The following is a 15,814-nucleotide window of genomic DNA, read 5'->3' as shown; positions in this document are numbered from 1 at the left end:
CCTCAGTCGTCGCCGGTCACGCGCAGGATCTCCTCCAGCGTAGTCACCCCGCTGTCGACCCAGCGCTGCCCGTCCTGGCGCAGGGTGCGCATGCCGGCGCGCCGCGCGGCCTCGCGCAGCGCAGGTTCGCCCTGCCCTTCATGGATCAGTGCCCGCACGCGCTCATCCACCACGAACAGTTCGTGGATACCGGTGCGCCCGCGGTAGCCGCTGTTCGCACAGGCGGGGCAGCCTACGGCCCGCCACACGGTGCGGCCCTCGGCATCCACTTCGGCACGCCGGCACTGCAGGCACAGCCTGCGCACCAGCCGCTGCGCCAGCACGCCACGCAACGATGAGGCCAGCAGGAAAGGTTCCACGCCCATGTCCGCCAGTCGGGTCACCGCCGAAATCGCATCGTTGGTATGCAGCGATGCCAGCACGCCGTGACCGGTCAGCGACGACTGCACCGCGATCTGCGCCGTTTCCAGGTCACGGATCTCGCCGATCATGATGGTGTCCGGGTCCTGGCGCAGGATCGCGCGCAATGCGGTGCCGAAACTCATGCCGATGCGCGCGTTGACCTGGATCTGGCCGATACCGGCAAAGTCGTACTCCACTGGGTCTTCCACCGTGAGGATGTTGCTGGTGCTGCTGTCGAGCTGCCCCAGTGCCGCATACAGCGATGTGGTCTTGCCACTGCCGGTGGGCCCAGTCACCAGCACGATGCCATGCGGCTGCCGGATCAACCCGGTGAAGGTGGCCAGCGTATCGTCGGCCATGCCGAGGCGTTGCAGCTGCAACCGCCCGGCATCCTTTTCCAGCAGGCGCAGCACCGCCCGTTCGCCGTGCCCGGTGGGCACGGTGGAGACGCGGATATCCAGCGGCCGGCCACCCACGCGGATCGCAATGCGCCCATCCTGCGGCAGGCGCTTCTCGGCGATATCCAGGTGGGCCATGATCTTGATGCGCGAGACCAGCGCCGCGTGCAACGCACGTCGTGGCTGCACCATGTCACGCAGGGTGCCATCGACGCGGTAGCGCACCACCGAATGGGTTTCGAAAGGTTCGATGTGCAGATCGCTTGCACCGTCACGCGCGGCCTGTGCCAGCAGGGCGTTGATCATGCGGATCACCGGCGCGTCGTCCTGTGCATCCAGCAGATCGGTCACCTCGGGCATGTCCTGCATCAGCCGGTCGAGATCGACTTCACTTTCGGCCGCGCCGACCAGTGCAGCGGCATCGCCACCGTCACGATACTGCTCGCCCAACCGCTGCTGCCAGGCCGCCGCATCCAGCACCTGGAACGGCAGCGGCCCATGCCGGCGGCGCAGTTCGGCCACCGCCCAGGCGGCGGTCTCGGCAGTTCCCAGCAGAACCGGCGCGCCGCCTGCTTCGGCCAGCATCACGCCGTGGCTGCGCACCCAGGCATACGGCAGCGCTGGCGGCGGCGTGGCCATGCTCATGGGCCGATGACCAGTTCCGGGGTGTAGCCCAGCCCGCGCAGCTGCTGCAGCGCCGGGTCGAGCGTGGCCGGGTCGCGTGCCACCCGCACCCGCAGTCGCTGTCCGGTTTCGCCCGGCGTGGTTTCGGCATAGGCCTGCAGGCCAAGCGCGCGCACCTGTGCCACGGCCTGCGTGGCACGCGCTGCATCCAGCCCCTGCGCGAACTGCACCACCTGCACAGTGCCCTCGCTGGCCGGATACAACGCCGCAAGGCTGCCGTTCTGCAGCGGCTGGCCCTGTCCATCGCGCGCATTGCCCTGGCCGAGCACAGACAGGTCCTGCGGTGGCAGCTGCGGCGCCGACAGCGCCGGCAATGCCCAGCTCTGCACCGGCTGCGCGCCGGCCTGTGCATTGCGCATGTAGTCGTAGCGGTCGCGGGTCAGGCGCTGGCCGGCAGCCGGGTCACGCACCACGTGCGGGCGCAGGAACACCATCAGGTTGGTCTTGGCGCGCTTGCGGGTGTCACTGCGGAACAGTGCGCCCAGCACTGGAATCTTGCCCAGGCCCGGCACCGCATCACGGCCATGACTGACGCTGTCTTCCAGCAGGCCGCCCAGCACCATGATCTGGCCGTCATCGAGCAGCACGCTGGTGTCCAGCGCGCGCTTGTTGGTGATGATGCCGGCGCTGCCCGAGCTCTGCGCATCGATGCTGCTGACTTCCTGGTAGATGTCCAGCTTCACCGTGCCGCCCTCGGAAATCTGCGGGCGCACCCGCAGCTTCAGGCCCACGTCCTCGCGTTCGATGGTCTGGAACGGGTTGTTGCTGCCACCACCGCCATCGGTCACATAGCGGCCACTGACGAAGGGCACGGTCTGCCCGACCATGATGCTGGCCGCCTCGTTGTCCAGCGTCATCAGGTTCGGCGTGGAGAGGATGTTGGCGCCGCCTTTGCTCTGCAGTGCGTTGGCCAGCGCCTTCATGTTGAGGATCTGGCCCACGCCCGGCAGGTTGATCGTGCCGTCGATCACGCCGACGTTCAGCCCGTCCTTCGGCAGCACGTCGAGCGTGGTGCGCGCGGTGGTGTTCAGCCCACTACCACCGGTGGTGCCGCCGAAATGGGTGCCACCGAAGGTGCGGCCGTTGCCCAGCATCCATTGCACGCCCAGTTCGGCAGCGTCGGTCTGGTTGACCTCCACGATCAGGCTCTCCACCAGCACCTGCGCCCGACGCTGGTCCAGCTGGTCGATCACCCGCCGCAGGTTGCGGTACACCGGCTCCGGGGCAGAGATCAGCAAGGTGTTGGTGGCGATGTCGGCCTGCACCGAAATGCCGTTCTGGCTGAAGCCGGTGCTGCCGGCATCGGTCGGTTCGCGACGGCCGGGATCAAGCCGCGGCGATTCCAGCGCATTCCCTTTGTTCTTGCCCTGTGCAGGCTGCGGCGGCGGGCTGGCATTGCGGCTGGTCTCGCCCGGCAATGCAGTGATGCCGTCGCTGCTGCCCATTGCCGGCGCATCGCTCTGCCCTGCCACCACGCCCCGCAGCACCCCGGCCAGCTGCGTGGCCTGGGCGTTGCGCAGGTACACCACATGCAGGTTGCCGGACTCGTCCTGGGCCTTGTCCAGCTTCTCCACCAGCTGCCGCGCCAGGCGCGTGCGGCCCGGGCTGCTGGAACGCAGCAGCACGCTGTTGCTGCGCGGGTCGGCCATCACCACCACCTTCTGCGCCGGCTCCGCGCCCTGCGCATCCAGCAGCGGTGCGACCATCGCCGCCACGTCCACGGCAATGCCCTGCTGCAGCTTCACCACGTCGGTGTCCATGCCGGCCGGTGTATCCACGCTGGCGATGACCCGCGCGATGCGCTCCAGGTTGTCGGCGTAGTCGGTGATGACCAGCGTGTTGTTGCCGGGGTTCGCGGTGATCGGATTGTCCGCGGTGATCATCGGCCGCAGCACCGCCACCAGCGCTGCGGCACTCTCGTAGCGCAGGGAAAACGTGCGCGTGGCTATTTCGCCGCCCGCGCCACCGGCACCAACGCGGCCGCCCAGCAGCTTGGCATCCGCCTGCGGCACCACCCGGCTGACACCCCCGCTTTCAACCACGGCAAAACCGCGCATGCGCAATGCACCCAGCAGCAGCTGGTAAGCCTGCACACGGCTGACCGGCCCATCGGAGACCACGGTCATCTTGCCGCTCACCCGGGGGTCGACCAGGAACTGGCGGCCGGTGAAGCGTGCCGCCATGCGCAGCACCCCACCGATATCGGTGTCCACCAGGTTCAGCTGCACCGGTTCGCCATTGGCGTCCTGCGCCTGCACCGGCGCCGGAAGATGGGCCAGGCCCACCACCAGTGCCAATGCCGCGCTGCAGCCCAGGCTGCGCATCGCCTTCATGGATGGCCACCGCCCTGGGCGGCCATCACGATGTTTCCGGAAATCCGTGCCGCCGGCATGTTCGCGTCCCCTGTCCGTTGCAGTTGCAGTTGCTGCAGTTCGATGGCCGGGTCGGCCAGCAGAGGCAGCAGCCAGTTCCAGAGCGCATCGGCGGGCACACTGCGTACCTGCAGGTGCCAGCGCCCGTCGCGCGTTTCGATATGCAGGCTGCCCGCCAGGCCGGCAGCGGTGATCTGTTGGCGCAGGCCTGCAAGTGTCGGCCGCCGGCCTTGCGCCTGCTGCTGTTGTTCACGGGCGCGCAGCAGCGGTGCAAGTGCTGCCGCCTGCGCCTGCAGCCGTGGAAGCTCAGCCTGCCAATGGCTGCGCTGCTTAAGCAGCGGCTGCAGCCAGCCCAGCCACAGTGCGGCCGCCGCTATCGCCACAGCCATCAACAGCAGCATCGCGCGCTCGCGCGCCGCCAGCCGCTGCCAACGCTGCGACAGTCCGCGCACGACGCCCGCCGGCCGTAGTTCCGATGCGGTCACGGAGCAGTCCCGCTGCTGATCCGCAAGCGGCCACCGGCTTCGTGCGCAAGCTGCAACCCCTGTGCCTGCATCGCCTGCTGCCAGCGCTCCAGCCGTTGCGCGTCCTCGGCCAAGGCTTGCGCGTCGGCATCCAGCTCCATCTCCAGCTGGCCCGGCTGATAGCGCAGGCTGCGGACCTGGCCAGCCAACTCGGGGATGGCCTGCAGCACGCTGGCAACCTGCTGCTGCACGGCGGGAAGTGCCCGTGGCACTGCCGGCACCGCCAGTGCCCGCCGCGCCTGCACCACCGGATCGACCACATCGTGGATCTCGGGGAAGTGCGTGCTGAACTGCCGCGCCATGTCATGCTGCAGGGCTTCACCCTCGCTGTGCCAGCGCGACACCTGCAGTTGCAGGCCCAGTGCAGCCAGCACCGCCGCCGCCAGCGCAAGACCGATAGCCAGGCGTGGCGCACCTGCACCCGAGGCCGGCAACGGCAGTGACCAGCCAGGCAGCGGACCGCTGCACTGCACCGCCTGCGTCAGCACGCTGGCCGGCAGACGCTCGGCCCAAGCGGGCGGCACGGCATCGATCCACTGCACTGCCTGCACCCCGGCCTGCTGCAGGCGCACGGCCAGCACCTGCATCACCGAGGCCAGGTCACGCCCACCGCACCACTGCACGAAGCCACGATCACGGCCACAGCGGACCAGCACCTGATCACCACACAGCTGCAGGGTGGCCTGCCCGACCGCCCACGGCAGCAGCAAGGGCGTTGGGTGCAGCGCCTGCAACTGCAGCCCGCACTCCTGCAGCTGCTGCTGTACGCGCGCAATCGCCTGCAGGCCAAGCCACGCCACCGCCACCGTGCCATCGGCCGCCTGGGTGCCATGGCCCAGCGCCACCTCCTGCAGATCATCCAGCAGCATCGCTTCCACTTCACCCTGCAGGGCCGCCTGCAGGCGTCGCCCGGGCAGCGGCGGCAGCTGCAGCTCAAGCAGGATCAGGTCCTGCGGATCAAGGCTCGCATGCACCCTCGCCTGCGGAAAGCGCTGGCCCAGCGTCGACAGAGGGTCGCTTCCCGTGGCCAGCACGCGGTCCTTGTGCAGCTGCGACCACTCCACCGCGCTGTCCCCATCCAATCGTTCCAGCGCCGGCAGGCGCACTCTCAGCTGCAGGCTCATGCACCGATCCTTGTCCATACCCGTTGCACACGCACGCTGTCGTCACGGTACTCGCGCCAGATCAATGCGCGGAAATCCACCGATGCGCCGTCTGCCTGTACCTGGCCTACCGCCAGGAACCACTCGCTGTGGATACCCAGCGGCATCAGCGCCATCTGTTCGTTGCTCAGCTGCAGCCGGTTGGCGATGTCCCCGCGGTTGAGCAGCCAGTGGCCACGATCGCGCTCGCCCAGCAGCGCCTGCAGGCGCCCGGCATCCACCCCCGGTGCAACCGCCTGCAGTACGGCGATATCACCTGTATTGGCGTTGACCAGGGTCTGCGCTGGCAGCACCACCGTACGCCGCGCCAGTGCCTGTATCGCCACCGGATCAGCGCCTGCCAGCACCTGTTCAATCAGCGACTCACGCGGCAACGGTGCCCGCGCCTGCCGATCGCCATCGCGCAGGCGCGACTGGACCTGCGTTGCGGCGCTGGCACAGGCCGCGCGGGGCAGCCCCTGCCCCACACACAGCGAAGTGAACGCACGCAGTGCCTCTGCGGCAGGCTGGCCGTCAGCCAGCAGCGTGCGCAGGTTGAACCTCGACTGCGCGTCCACCAGCTGCAGGTGCACCGGCAGCGGCGCCTGCAGCTGCACCGGCCGCGCCCAGCGCCCGTTGCCAACGGTAGTCAACTGCTCGCGCGCGTCGTCACGCAACTGCTGCGCCGCGCGTTCCAGCGTGACGTCCACTGCCATGCGTACCTGCATGCGCAGCTGGTCGCTGCGTACCGCACGCAGCTGTGCGGCCTGCCGGGTCAGCAGCGCAGTGGCGATCACCGCCACCAGTGCCACCACCAGCATCGCCACGATCACCGCCATGCCCTGCTGGCGGGTAAACGCACCTGGAATGTTCCGGCGTGCCATTGTCCGGCCTCACAACTGCCAGGAGCCGATGTCCGCGTTGCCGGCCTCACCGCCGGGCTTGCTGTCGGCCCCCAGCGAGAACACGTCGATATCGCCGTGCGCGCCGGGGTTCTGGTACTGGTAGGGGTGCCCCCACGGGTCATCCGGCAGGCGGTCGAGGTACGGCGTGACCGGCATCGCGCCGCTGCCCTGCGGCGGTCTCAGCAGCGCCTGCAGCCCCTGCCCGGCACTGGGGTAACGCCCATTGTCCAGCCGGTACAGCTTCATGGCCTGCATCAGTGCGGCGATGTCCTGGCGTGCCGCCACCACGCGGGCCTGGTCGGGGCGATCCATCAGCCGGGGCACGATCAGTGCAGCCAGAATGCCGATGATGACCACCACCACCATGATCTCGATCAGGCTGAAGCCCTGCTGCCGAGCCCTGCGACCACCCATCTGCATTGCCATTGTTCCGCCCTCATCATCCTGGAAGAGACCGCCGCCCCATGGTCAGCGGCGCATGTGTCAGTACGATAAACATCCTGCGGAAATCGGCCGTTCCTGCAGCCGATCACCCACACGGCGCGCATTCCCCACGCAGGCAGCGTCCACCAGCGACGACGGAACGCGCGCAAGCGTTTCCTCCACGCAGCGCTGCAGCACTGGCGCGGCACACGCCTGCAGCAGGCGCATGCACTGCAGGGGCGACCAGGCCATGCCATGATCGAAGCCGATGAACTGCCGGTACACCTGGTGATAGCGAAGATCGTCGTGCAGGCGCTGCACGCTGCCAGGGGCGCACAGCGCGATCAGCAGCACCGCACGTTGCACCATGCGCATCTCCGCGCTCTCCTGCGCAAGCGTGGCCAAGGCCGCTTCAGGCCACGGCTGCAGGCATGCGTCCAGCGCCTGCCGCAGCAGCATCAACGGATGGCCGCTGACATCCAGCGCTGACCACCTTGCCGCATCGGCCCAGGCATCGCTGGACAGCATCCACACCCACGGCTGCCCATAGCGCTGCACATTCACTGGGGCGTGCCGCGCCTGCTCCAGCGACTGGCTCAGGTGGCGGTCCAGCTCCAGCATGCTGATCCTGCGACTGTCGTTCATCGGCGTCGCCTGCGCTCCGCGACGCGGGAGCGTCGTACTCTGCAGAAGACGTCAGCAAGGCAGCCGAAGCGACAGCACGAATGCGATGTTGAGCAGTGCGTGGCAGCATCGCGGGAATGTCACCGCAACGTCATCCTCCTGCAGGCTTGCAGGTCCAGGCGCGGCGCCTCTCCGCCACACCGCCGGGCCAGCACGACAACGTCGCTGCGCTGCGCGAATGCCGCCAGCGCGTGCATCGCGTCCGCGTCATCCAGCAGCGCCGCCGTCGCCGCCGGCAGCAGTGGCAGCTGCCATCCCTCCATCTGTGCATCGCTGGCGGCCACGAACCAGTGCCACAACCGGTGGTAGCGCACGTGATCGTGAAGTGCCGCCAGACCCTCGATGCCGTGCATGGCCATCAGCAACAAGGCACGTGCCAGTGCAGCAGCAGGCAGCATTCCCGATTCCGAAAGTGGCAGCGCCTGCCGCTGCAACCGCAGCAGCATCGCCAACGGATGGTCCTGTGGCTCGAACTCCAGCAGCACCGCCTGCTGCCGCCACTGCGGGTCGGACACCACGCATACCCACGGCGCGCCATAGCGGTGCACCATCAGCGGCCGCCGCTGGGTGGTTTCCAGCAGCGCCGACAGATTGCGGCGCAGATCCAACACACCGATGGTCTCGTTGCGCATCCTTGGCCTCTCCATGCATGCAGCGGGCGTGCGCGTCGCGCGCAGCCAGGGTCTTACCCCAAGACGGCAATTCCACCGGGAAAGCGACGCAGGCCGAGTGACAGCGTCTGCCCGAGCTGCTCCAGTGCGGCATCCGGATCATCAATGCGGAAGCGACCACTGACCGGCGCCCGCGCCAATGCGGATTCGCCCAGCAGCACCTTGCCGCGCCGGTAGCGGTTGATCTCGGCCACCACCTCACGCAGTGGCGCGCGGCGGAACACCAGCATGCCTTCGGTCCAGGCGCTGACTTCGGCCGCCACGGCTTCGGCCACCACGCCACTGAGGCGCTCGTCATACACCGTCTGCTGGCCGGCCTGCAGCTGCAGGCGACCTTGCGGATGCTCGATGCGCACGCTGCCGCGCAGGCAGGTCACGCGCACCTGGCCGTCGGTGTTGCGCACATCCAGGCGTGCTGCGCCCTCGTCGGCCACCAGGCAACCCGGCCCGGCGAACAGCGCCAGGCGCGCTCCCGCAGCGGCCTCGATCGCCGCCTGTCCCTGCACCAGCTCGAAGCCTTCACCCTCGGCATCACTGCGCCGGCGCAGGCTGCTCTGCGTATCCAGCTCGATCTTCACGTGCGGCGTCGGCGCAATCTGCAGCCGCTCGCCGGTACCGGTATGGAAATCGGCGGTCATCGCCGTCACCGAAGGCCACAGGCCCAGTGGCGGGTGCAGCGCAGCCACCACGGCCAGGCTCGCCGGCGCTGCCACAGCCGCACCCAGGAATGCACGCCGGCTCCAGCGTTGTGCCGGGGTTGCCGCTTGCGGCTGTCGTGCGGCGGCAGGCAGCTGCTCACCGGCCAGGCGTACCTGCTCCCATTGCCGTTTCGCGCGCGCAAAGGCGTGCCGATGGCCGGGATCGGCCTCGCACCATTGGCGGAATTTCCTGGCATCGGCCGCAGTGGCTTCGCCCGAGGTCAACCGTACCACCCACGCGTGGGCCTGGCGCTCCACGGCGTCGAGCGGGCGGTGCGGTTGGTCGTCAGCGTCCATGAGGGCTCTTGCCGTCCCCGCACGCTGCGGGGTTCTGCTCGGCGTCAAAGTGTAGACGGATGCCGTGCCTCAGAACCGCACCTGCCGTCCCTGCCCGCTGCGTTCGGCCAGATAATCCTGTGCGGCTTTCAGCTCACGCTGCACCAGCCGCAACGACACGCCCAGGTGCTCGGCCACATCGCGCTGCTGCAGGCCGTCCACGCGGATCGCCAGCAGTATCCGGCGGCGGCGCTCGGGCATCCGCTGCAGCAGGCCGACCATGTCTTCCAGCGCCATCTCCTGCTCGGCCGCCTGTGCCGGCCCCGGGCCGGGATCGGCCATGTCCATCAACGTATCCACTTCTTCCAGGCTCAGCAGGCGATGGTCGGCGCGCTGGCGGTCGATCACGGTGTTCATCGCCATGCGCAGCAGGTACGCCGCTGGGTTCTGTACCGGGTCCAGGCGATCGCGACGCGTGCTCAGGCGCATCCAGGTGTCCTGCAGCGCGTCGCCGGCCAGCTCTTCCGAGCCCAGCTTGCGCACCAGGCGGCGCTTCAGTTCGTCGTACGCGCCCAGCAGATGGTCCATCAGGTCTACCGCCCCAGCCGTGCTGTTGCTCATGTTCGATTCCTTGACGTCATGGTTGGGGCGGGCGCCGGCCACAGTCGTGGCCCGCGCTGGAAGGACGGATCTGCAGGGTCACCGGCTGCGGCAGCGCGGCAGCATCGGCGTCCAGCCGCAGCGCCTGCATCGCCTGCAGAAGACGCGCATCGCGGCGGGTGCTGCCGCTGCCGGCAAGCAGTTCGGGTTCCTGCACCTGGCCGTCGTTGGCAATGCGGAAGCGCAGCGTCGCCGCATAGGCGCCCGGTGCAAGGTCAGGGTCGCCACAGAACGCAGTGCGCAGCCGCTGCTGCAGGTCGCCGAAGCGGCGACGCTGCCCGAGGTCGTTGGCCACACCGGTCGCAGAGGCCTCGGCAGCGGCGCGTGCGGCGCGGCGCAGGACCACGCGCTGCGCGCCGATCAGCTCGGCCTCGACACCCGTATCCTGCAGCACCACCTGCAGCGCCTGCAGTGGCGGCAGGCTGGCCTGCAGCGGATGGCTGCTGCGGCCCGTGCCGAGGTCGCCGGGATACATCACCGACCAGCCGCTGACGACGCTGAAGCGCTCGACCGCCTGTTCCAGCGGCTGCGCGGGAATGTCATAGGCGCGGATGTCGTCCTGTGCGGCGGCAGCGAAGGCGAACAGCAACCCGGCGGCGGCCGCCACCCTCCAACGTCTGATCGCATGCTGTCCATTCAGCCCCCTGACGTAGAACACATGACCCTCGGCAGCGACATCAGCTGCAGCGGCGAAGCGCGGTGCGACCAGGCGGGTCGACCTGCGCACGGCCGGCAAGCGGGTCAAACCGTAGCGGCGTCACGTGTCATTGCGATGACGGCGGCGCGCAGGGGACGCGCCGGGCCGTTCAGACCGGCAGTTCAGTGGTCTGCTTGATCCGCTGCATGGGGATTTCGGTCTTGGTGTTCTGCACCCCGGCGATCCGGTTGAGGTGCTGTATCTGGAACTGCCGGTACGCATCAAGGTCGGCCACCGCCACCCGCAGCAGGAAGTCGCAGTCGCCCGCCATCAGATGGCATTCAAGCACTTCCGGGAAGGACTTGATGCTGTTGATGAAGTGGTTGGTGGTGTCTTCGTCCTGGCCACGCAGCCACACGCGGACGAACACCGTGAACCCACGCCCGATCCTCGCCGCGTTGAGCAGGGCCACGTAGCGATCGATGTAGCCGCCCTCTTCCAGCAGGCGGACCCGGCGCAGACAGGCGGACGGCGACAGCCCCACCTGTCGCGAAAGCTCCAGGTTCTGCAGGCGACCATCGCGCTGCAGGGCGTCGAGGATGCGGCGATCCAGGTTGTCGAGCTGGTACTGCATGAAATTTCACCCATCAGGCTGATGGCCGCATGATATTCCACATTTCGTCGGCTCAATGGCATCAACGCAACCCGATTTCGTGATCGGACCGTTAGCATGGGCCACCCCCACCCGTTGTTGATCCATGGACGCCCGAACCACCCTGCCCCTGCCTGATCCCGCGTGCGACACCGCACCGCGCGCCGAATTCCTGCGCGGCCTGCGCGCCGCCGTGCCGGTGATGATCGGCTTCATTCCTTTCGCCCTGGTGCTCGGTGCCCAGGCCGCCCAGAAGGGCCTGTCGGTGCTGGAAGTGCCGCTGATGACCGGCCTCAACTTTGCCGGTGGCTCTGAATTCGCCGCGGTCGAACTGTGGACTTCGCCGCCACACATCGCGCTGATCGTAGCGATCACCGCGCTGGTCAACAGCCGCCACCTGTTGATGGGTGCCAGCCTGGCGCCGTTGCTGCAGCACCTGCCGCGCCGTCGCGTGCTGCCGGCGCTGTTCTTCATGTGCGATGAAAGCTGGGCACTGGGCGTGGCCGATGCGCGCCGTCGCGCACTGGGCTTCAGCCTGTCCTACTACCTCGGCGTGTCGGCCGGCCTGTACACCGTGTGGGTACTGTGCACCGCGCTGGGCGCGATCGTCGGCCCACTGCTCGGTGACATCCACGCCTATGGCTTCGACATGGCCTTCCCCGCCGTGTTCCTGGTGTTGCTGCGTGGCATGTGGCAAGGCATGCGCGCCGCCCGGCCATGGCTGGTCAGCCTGGTGGTGGCAGCGGGCACCTACCTGCTGGTGCCCGGCGCCTGGTACGTCGCCAGCGGCGCGCTGGCCGGTCTGGCCGCTGCGTGGCTGCTGGCCGAGGACGCCGCATGATCTTCAACGGCCTGATCCACTGGACCTCGGTGCTGACCATCATCCTGATGGCCGCCGCCACCTATCTCACCCGCATCATCGGTTTCCTCGCGCTGCGCAACCGCACCCTGGGCAAGCGCGCGGTGACGGTGATGGAAGCCGCCCCGGGCTGCGTGCTGATCTCGGTGATCGCCCCGGACTTCGTGGCCGACAAGCCGGCCGACCTGGCTGCACTGGCGATCACGTTGCTTGCGGCCACGCGGCTGTCGATGCTGCCGACGGTGCTGATCGGCGTGGTATCGGCGGGTGTGCTGCGGTATGTGATGGGGTGAGCGCCAGAGGACAACCGGCGCCGACCATCGGCTTCCCTATGCAACACGTCTGATTGTGCGTGCGCCGGGGCGTCTGCAAGGATGCATCCACCGCCTTGGAAGGGTGATCTCCTGCAGATGGAATCCTGGTTGCGGCACGCCACGGGCGCAGCAGCGCTGCTGCTCTGCGCCAGTGCGTGCAATACCCTCGATATTCCCCCGCGAGATAGTGTCGGCGCGGACGGAGGGTTTGCCACGCGCCTGCGCGGAGCGCCCTTGCAGCTGAGCGTTGGCACCGCATCGGTACTGCGCGGCCAGGAGAGTTCCGAGCAGACGACGCACTCGCACACTTGCCAACGGGAAACAATCGAAGTGATGGTGCGCTGGGTCGAACCCAGCCTATCCACTGACCAGGCCGTGATTCTATGCACTGCCGCCGCGCACGCCGCGAGACAACCGCTCCATGCCGCAGGCCTGAACGATACACCGGTCCGCTACCAGGTCACGATCGTCAGCGACGGCGGCGGCATCTGGCAACAACCTGCCAGACCAGTCCGACCAGAACTGGTGGTGGCGTTCTGGTTTCCCGCTGGCGACGACGCTGCTGCACTGCGTGCGCGCGTAATCTCCACCACCGCGCACGAGTTCCACCATATCGCCACCGCGATGGCAGGCCAGCGCCGATGGGGAGCGCACCGGGAACCGGAGGCCTACCTCGCCGGGGCATGCGCGCTGCTGGCGATTGAACGTGAGCTTCGGCGCGAGCAGCTACCTGGCCGCCATGATCCCCGCGCTGACAGCCTGCTGCCGGCGGCTGCACAGCGCTCTGGAAATGCCGGCAACGCGATGGGCCAGTCGTTGCAGGCATTCTTCAGCGGGGATCGTATCCAACGCGATGACGAAGAAGGGCGCGCACTGCTACGGCACTGCCACCACACCATCGGATTCCCCGCCATCGCCCACTAGCGCCGCCCCTCCCTGCGACAGCCGGTCGCAGCCCCCTCCGGGCACACGCTTGACCTATATCAATCCGCCCCACGCCACGGGCGCGTATCTCTATGCAGGAACCCAATACGCCGGCGTCACCGGCATCCAAAGGACCTGCGATGAGCTACACCCCCGACAACGCCCAGCTGCTCAACGCCATGCAGAACGTGATGGTGATTTCCACCACCGACCTGCAGGGCAACATCACCTATGCCAACGACCTGTTCTGCACGCTCACCGGGTTCGCGCGCGAGGAACTGATCGGCCAGCCGCACAGCATCGTCCGCCATCCTGACGTACCCAAGGCCGTCTACAAGGACATGTGGGACACCATCAAGGCCGGCAAGACCTGGACCGGCATCGTCCCCAACCTTGGCAAGGGCGGCGTGCTCTACGTGGTCGACACCACCGTGCAGCCACTGTTCGACGCCGATGGCAACATCACCTCGTACATCAGCATCCGCCGCGTGGTGAACGACCTGATGCAGAACTACGACCTTGTCGAGTTCAGCAAGGAAAAGTTCGACGACTTCTACGAGGCTGCGTGAACGCCATCCCCACACGCAGGCCCATCAGCCGGCTGCTGGTGGGTTTCGCCTCCGAGTCGGGCAACGCCCGCGCCCTGGCCCAACGCCTGGGCGCGGACCCGGAACTGCAGCCGCATGGACCGCAGGTCCTGCCGTTCAATGACATCGATGTGGCCGGCCTCGGCCACGGCGATGTGCTGCTGGCCATCTCCAGCTCGTTCGGCGACGGCGAGCCACCGGCCAATGGCGAGCGCTTCTTCGAGTCGCTGCGACAGGCGCCCGCCCTGCCCGGACTGCGCTACGCGGTGTTCGGCCTGGGGGATACCGGCTACCCCAGCTTCTGCGGTTTCACCAAGGCGCTGGATGCAGCGTTGAGTGATCGTCAGGCGCAGCCACTACTGCACCGTGTCGACGCCGACCTCGGCTACGAACAGTTCTTCCAGCAGTGGCGGCCGGTGCTGGGCCAGGTACTGGACGGTGATGCGACCGCCGGCCAGGATCTGCGCCTGCAGGTGACGGCTTACGGCGAAGACAACGCGTTCGCCGCCGGCATTGTCGAACGGCGCCGACTGAATCACAGCACCCCCGCCGCCTGGCACCTGCAGCTGGACATCGCGGGCAGCGGCATGGCCTACCGGGCCGGCGACACCCTGCATCTGATTGCAGAAAACGATCCTGCGCTGCTGCAGGCTCTGGCCAGCTGGTATGGCGATTCCAGCGCCGTCGACGCGCTGCGCGACCGCGAACTGCGCCTGCTCAGCAAGGGCGTACTGCGCGAACTGGCCAGGCTGGGGGGTAGCGACGTACTGAAAAGCCTGCTGAAGATCAGCCAGAAACGCGAACTCGACGCCTACCTGCATGGCTTGGACCTGCTGGACGTGCTGCAGGACCACGCCACCCCGCAGTCGGTTCCGCTGGCGCGATTGCGCGAGCTGCTATCACCCTGCCTGCCGCGCGCCTACTCGATTGCCTCGCATCCGCGCGATGACCAGCTGAGCCTGTGTGTACGCGAAGTGCGCTACACCCTGCGTGGCCGCGAACGCTTCGGCACCGCCACCGGCAGCCTGCTGCAAGGCGGCGACACGGCGCGTGTGTACTGCCGCTCCAATCCGGGCTTCCACCTGCCCGAAGGCGGCAACGCACCTCTGCTGCTGGTGGGCACCGGTACCGGCATCGCGCCGCTGATGGGCCTGATGCAGGAACTGCAGGCAACCGGCGATGCGCGGGAGGTCCATCTGGTGTTCGGCGAGAAGCACCGCGAGCATGACTTCCTGTACCGCGAGCAGTTGCAGGACTGGCAGGCGCGTGGCGTACTGGCCAGCCTGCACACGGCGTTCTCGCGCGATGCTGCGCAGAAGGTCTATGTGCAGCATGTGTTGCAGCAGCAGGCCACGCAGATGCGGGAAGTGCTGGCCCGTGGCGGCCACATCTACCTGTGTGGCAACAAGAGCCACCTGGAAGGTGCGATGCGCGAAGCCATCGACGCGATCGGCGGCGAAGGCCATTGGGATGCCCTGCGCGGTGAGGGCCGCACCCACTGCGAGCTGTATTGAACCGTCCCTACGACGCTGCCGGCCAGCGGCCGGCACTACCCGCGTGGATGCACAGCGCGCCAGGATATGGCTCGCCAAGACCGCCGCGTATCAACCATCGACGACGCGCCCGTCCACCACGCGCGCCACCTGCTGGCCGAACACCGCCACATCCTGATTTGAACCGTCCCTCGGGTAGTGCCGGCCGCTGGCCGGCTGCTCTTCGCACTACGGCGCTGCCGGCCAGCGGCCGGCACTACCCGCGTGGATACACGGCGCGCCAGGATATGGCCCGGCACCAACGCCGCGCGTCATCCGCCGACGACGCGCCCGTCCACCACCCGCGCTACCTGCTGGCCGAACACCGCCACATCCTGATTTGAACCGTCCTTCGGGTAGAGCCGGCCGCTGGCCGGCTGCTGTTGGCGCTACGAAGCTGCCGGCCAGCGGTCGGCACTACCCACGTGGATGCACAGCGTGCCGGTGTCCGCCGGGCATGGCCCGGCACG

At 68.1% G+C, this 15,814-nt stretch carries 17 protein-coding genes; 5 read left to right on the top strand and 12 right to left on the bottom strand.

Features of this window, described 5'->3' with window-relative positions; all coding sequences use genetic code 11:
• Positions 1 to 2: 2 nt before the first annotated feature.
• The 12 genes from gspE to BW38_RS20230 all read right to left on the bottom strand — a co-directional run bounded on the left by gspE (position 3) and on the right by BW38_RS20230 (position 11,110).
• A complete protein-coding gene (gene gspE / locus BW38_RS20175) occupies positions 3 to 1,445 on the bottom strand; it encodes a type II secretion system ATPase GspE (protein WP_032974563.1) in 1,443 nt (480 codons plus the stop codon).
• On the bottom strand, positions 1,442 to 3,817 hold the full coding sequence (gspD, locus tag BW38_RS20180) for a type II secretion system secretin GspD (RefSeq protein WP_032974562.1): 2,376 nt from the start codon (positions 3,815 to 3,817) through the stop codon (positions 1,442 to 1,444). The genes gspE and gspD overlap by 4 nt, the downstream gene beginning before the upstream one ends.
• Positions 3,814 to 4,308 (bottom strand): type II secretion system protein GspM, encoded by a 495-nt coding sequence (gene gspM, locus BW38_RS20185; protein WP_235189866.1) that lies wholly within the window; start codon positions 4,306 to 4,308, stop codon positions 3,814 to 3,816. The genes gspD and gspM overlap by 4 nt, the downstream gene beginning before the upstream one ends.
• A gap of 29 nt (positions 4,309 to 4,337) precedes the next feature.
• Positions 4,338 to 5,504 carry a type II secretion system protein GspL gene (gene gspL / locus BW38_RS20190; RefSeq protein WP_032974560.1) on the bottom strand — a complete coding sequence of 389 codons (1,167 nt, stop codon included), beginning with the start codon at positions 5,502 to 5,504 and terminating at the stop codon, positions 4,338 to 4,340.
• Positions 5,501 to 6,361 (bottom strand): type II secretion system minor pseudopilin GspK, encoded by an 861-nt coding sequence (gspK, locus tag BW38_RS20195; RefSeq protein WP_152543261.1) that lies wholly within the window; start codon positions 6,359 to 6,361, stop codon positions 5,501 to 5,503. Before gspK ends, gspL begins: the two co-directional genes overlap by 4 nt.
• 54 nt (positions 6,362 to 6,415) lie before the next feature.
• Positions 6,416 to 6,853 (bottom strand): type II secretion system major pseudopilin GspG, encoded by a 438-nt coding sequence (gspG, locus tag BW38_RS20200; RefSeq protein ID WP_032974557.1) that lies wholly within the window; start codon positions 6,851 to 6,853, stop codon positions 6,416 to 6,418.
• A gap of 57 nt (positions 6,854 to 6,910) precedes the next feature.
• Positions 6,911 to 7,495, bottom strand: coding sequence for a hypothetical protein (locus tag BW38_RS20205; protein ID WP_032974555.1), 585 nt, complete (start codon positions 7,493 to 7,495; stop codon positions 6,911 to 6,913).
• A 119-nt stretch (positions 7,496 to 7,614) separates the two neighbouring features.
• Entirely contained in the window at positions 7,615 to 8,166 is a 552-nt protein-coding gene (locus tag BW38_RS20210; RefSeq protein ID WP_032974553.1) for a hypothetical protein, read from the bottom strand.
• 53 nt (positions 8,167 to 8,219) lie between these two features.
• Positions 8,220 to 9,200 (bottom strand): DUF4880 domain-containing protein, encoded by a 981-nt coding sequence (locus tag BW38_RS20215; RefSeq protein ID WP_032974552.1) that lies wholly within the window; start codon positions 9,198 to 9,200, stop codon positions 8,220 to 8,222.
• Between the two features lie 69 nt (positions 9,201 to 9,269).
• Complete coding sequence (locus tag BW38_RS20220) at positions 9,270 to 9,800, bottom strand: sigma-70 family RNA polymerase sigma factor (RefSeq protein ID WP_025874363.1); 531 nt, start codon at positions 9,798 to 9,800, stop codon at positions 9,270 to 9,272.
• A 16-nt stretch (positions 9,801 to 9,816) separates the two neighbouring features.
• Positions 9,817 to 10,497 carry an STN domain-containing protein gene (locus tag BW38_RS20225; protein ID WP_032974850.1) on the bottom strand — a complete coding sequence of 227 codons (681 nt, stop codon included), beginning with the start codon at positions 10,495 to 10,497 and terminating at the stop codon, positions 9,817 to 9,819.
• A gap of 148 nt (positions 10,498 to 10,645) precedes the next feature.
• On the bottom strand, positions 10,646 to 11,110 hold the full coding sequence (locus BW38_RS20230) for an Lrp/AsnC family transcriptional regulator (protein ID WP_025874361.1): 465 nt from the start codon (positions 11,108 to 11,110) through the stop codon (positions 10,646 to 10,648).
• A gap of 124 nt (positions 11,111 to 11,234) precedes the next feature.
• Between BW38_RS20230 and BW38_RS20235 the strand changes: the two genes are divergently transcribed.
• From BW38_RS20235 to BW38_RS20255, 5 genes are all read left to right on the top strand, one after another.
• Positions 11,235 to 11,969, top strand: a complete 735-nt coding sequence (locus BW38_RS20235; RefSeq protein WP_032974550.1) for an AzlC family ABC transporter permease — start codon at positions 11,235 to 11,237, stop codon at positions 11,967 to 11,969.
• A complete protein-coding gene (locus BW38_RS20240) occupies positions 11,966 to 12,280 on the top strand; it encodes an AzlD family protein (RefSeq protein WP_032951659.1) in 315 nt (104 codons plus the stop codon). Before BW38_RS20235 ends, BW38_RS20240 begins: the two co-directional genes overlap by 4 nt.
• 117 nt (positions 12,281 to 12,397) lie before the next feature.
• Positions 12,398 to 13,225: a hypothetical protein gene (locus BW38_RS20245; protein WP_032974549.1), complete on the top strand. Its 828-nt coding sequence runs from the start codon at positions 12,398 to 12,400 to the stop codon at positions 13,223 to 13,225.
• 140 nt (positions 13,226 to 13,365) lie between these two features.
• Entirely contained in the window at positions 13,366 to 13,794 is a 429-nt protein-coding gene (locus BW38_RS20250; RefSeq protein WP_005409905.1) for a PAS sensor domain-containing protein, read from the top strand.
• The gene (locus BW38_RS20255) at positions 13,791 to 15,326 is read left to right on the top strand and encodes a sulfite reductase flavoprotein subunit alpha (protein ID WP_032974548.1); all 1,536 of its coding nucleotides are present in this window, start codon (positions 13,791 to 13,793) and stop codon (positions 15,324 to 15,326) included. Before BW38_RS20250 ends, BW38_RS20255 begins: the two co-directional genes overlap by 4 nt.
• Positions 15,327 to 15,814 lie beyond the last annotated feature (488 nt).

This window comes from Stenotrophomonas sp. RIT309, from assembly GCF_000632045.1.
In the GTDB taxonomy this organism is placed as follows: Bacteria; Pseudomonadota; Gammaproteobacteria; order Xanthomonadales; family Xanthomonadaceae; genus Stenotrophomonas; species Stenotrophomonas indicatrix.
Note: the sequence above shows the minus strand (reverse complement) of the source record. Positions and strands in the feature narration are given on the sequence as shown.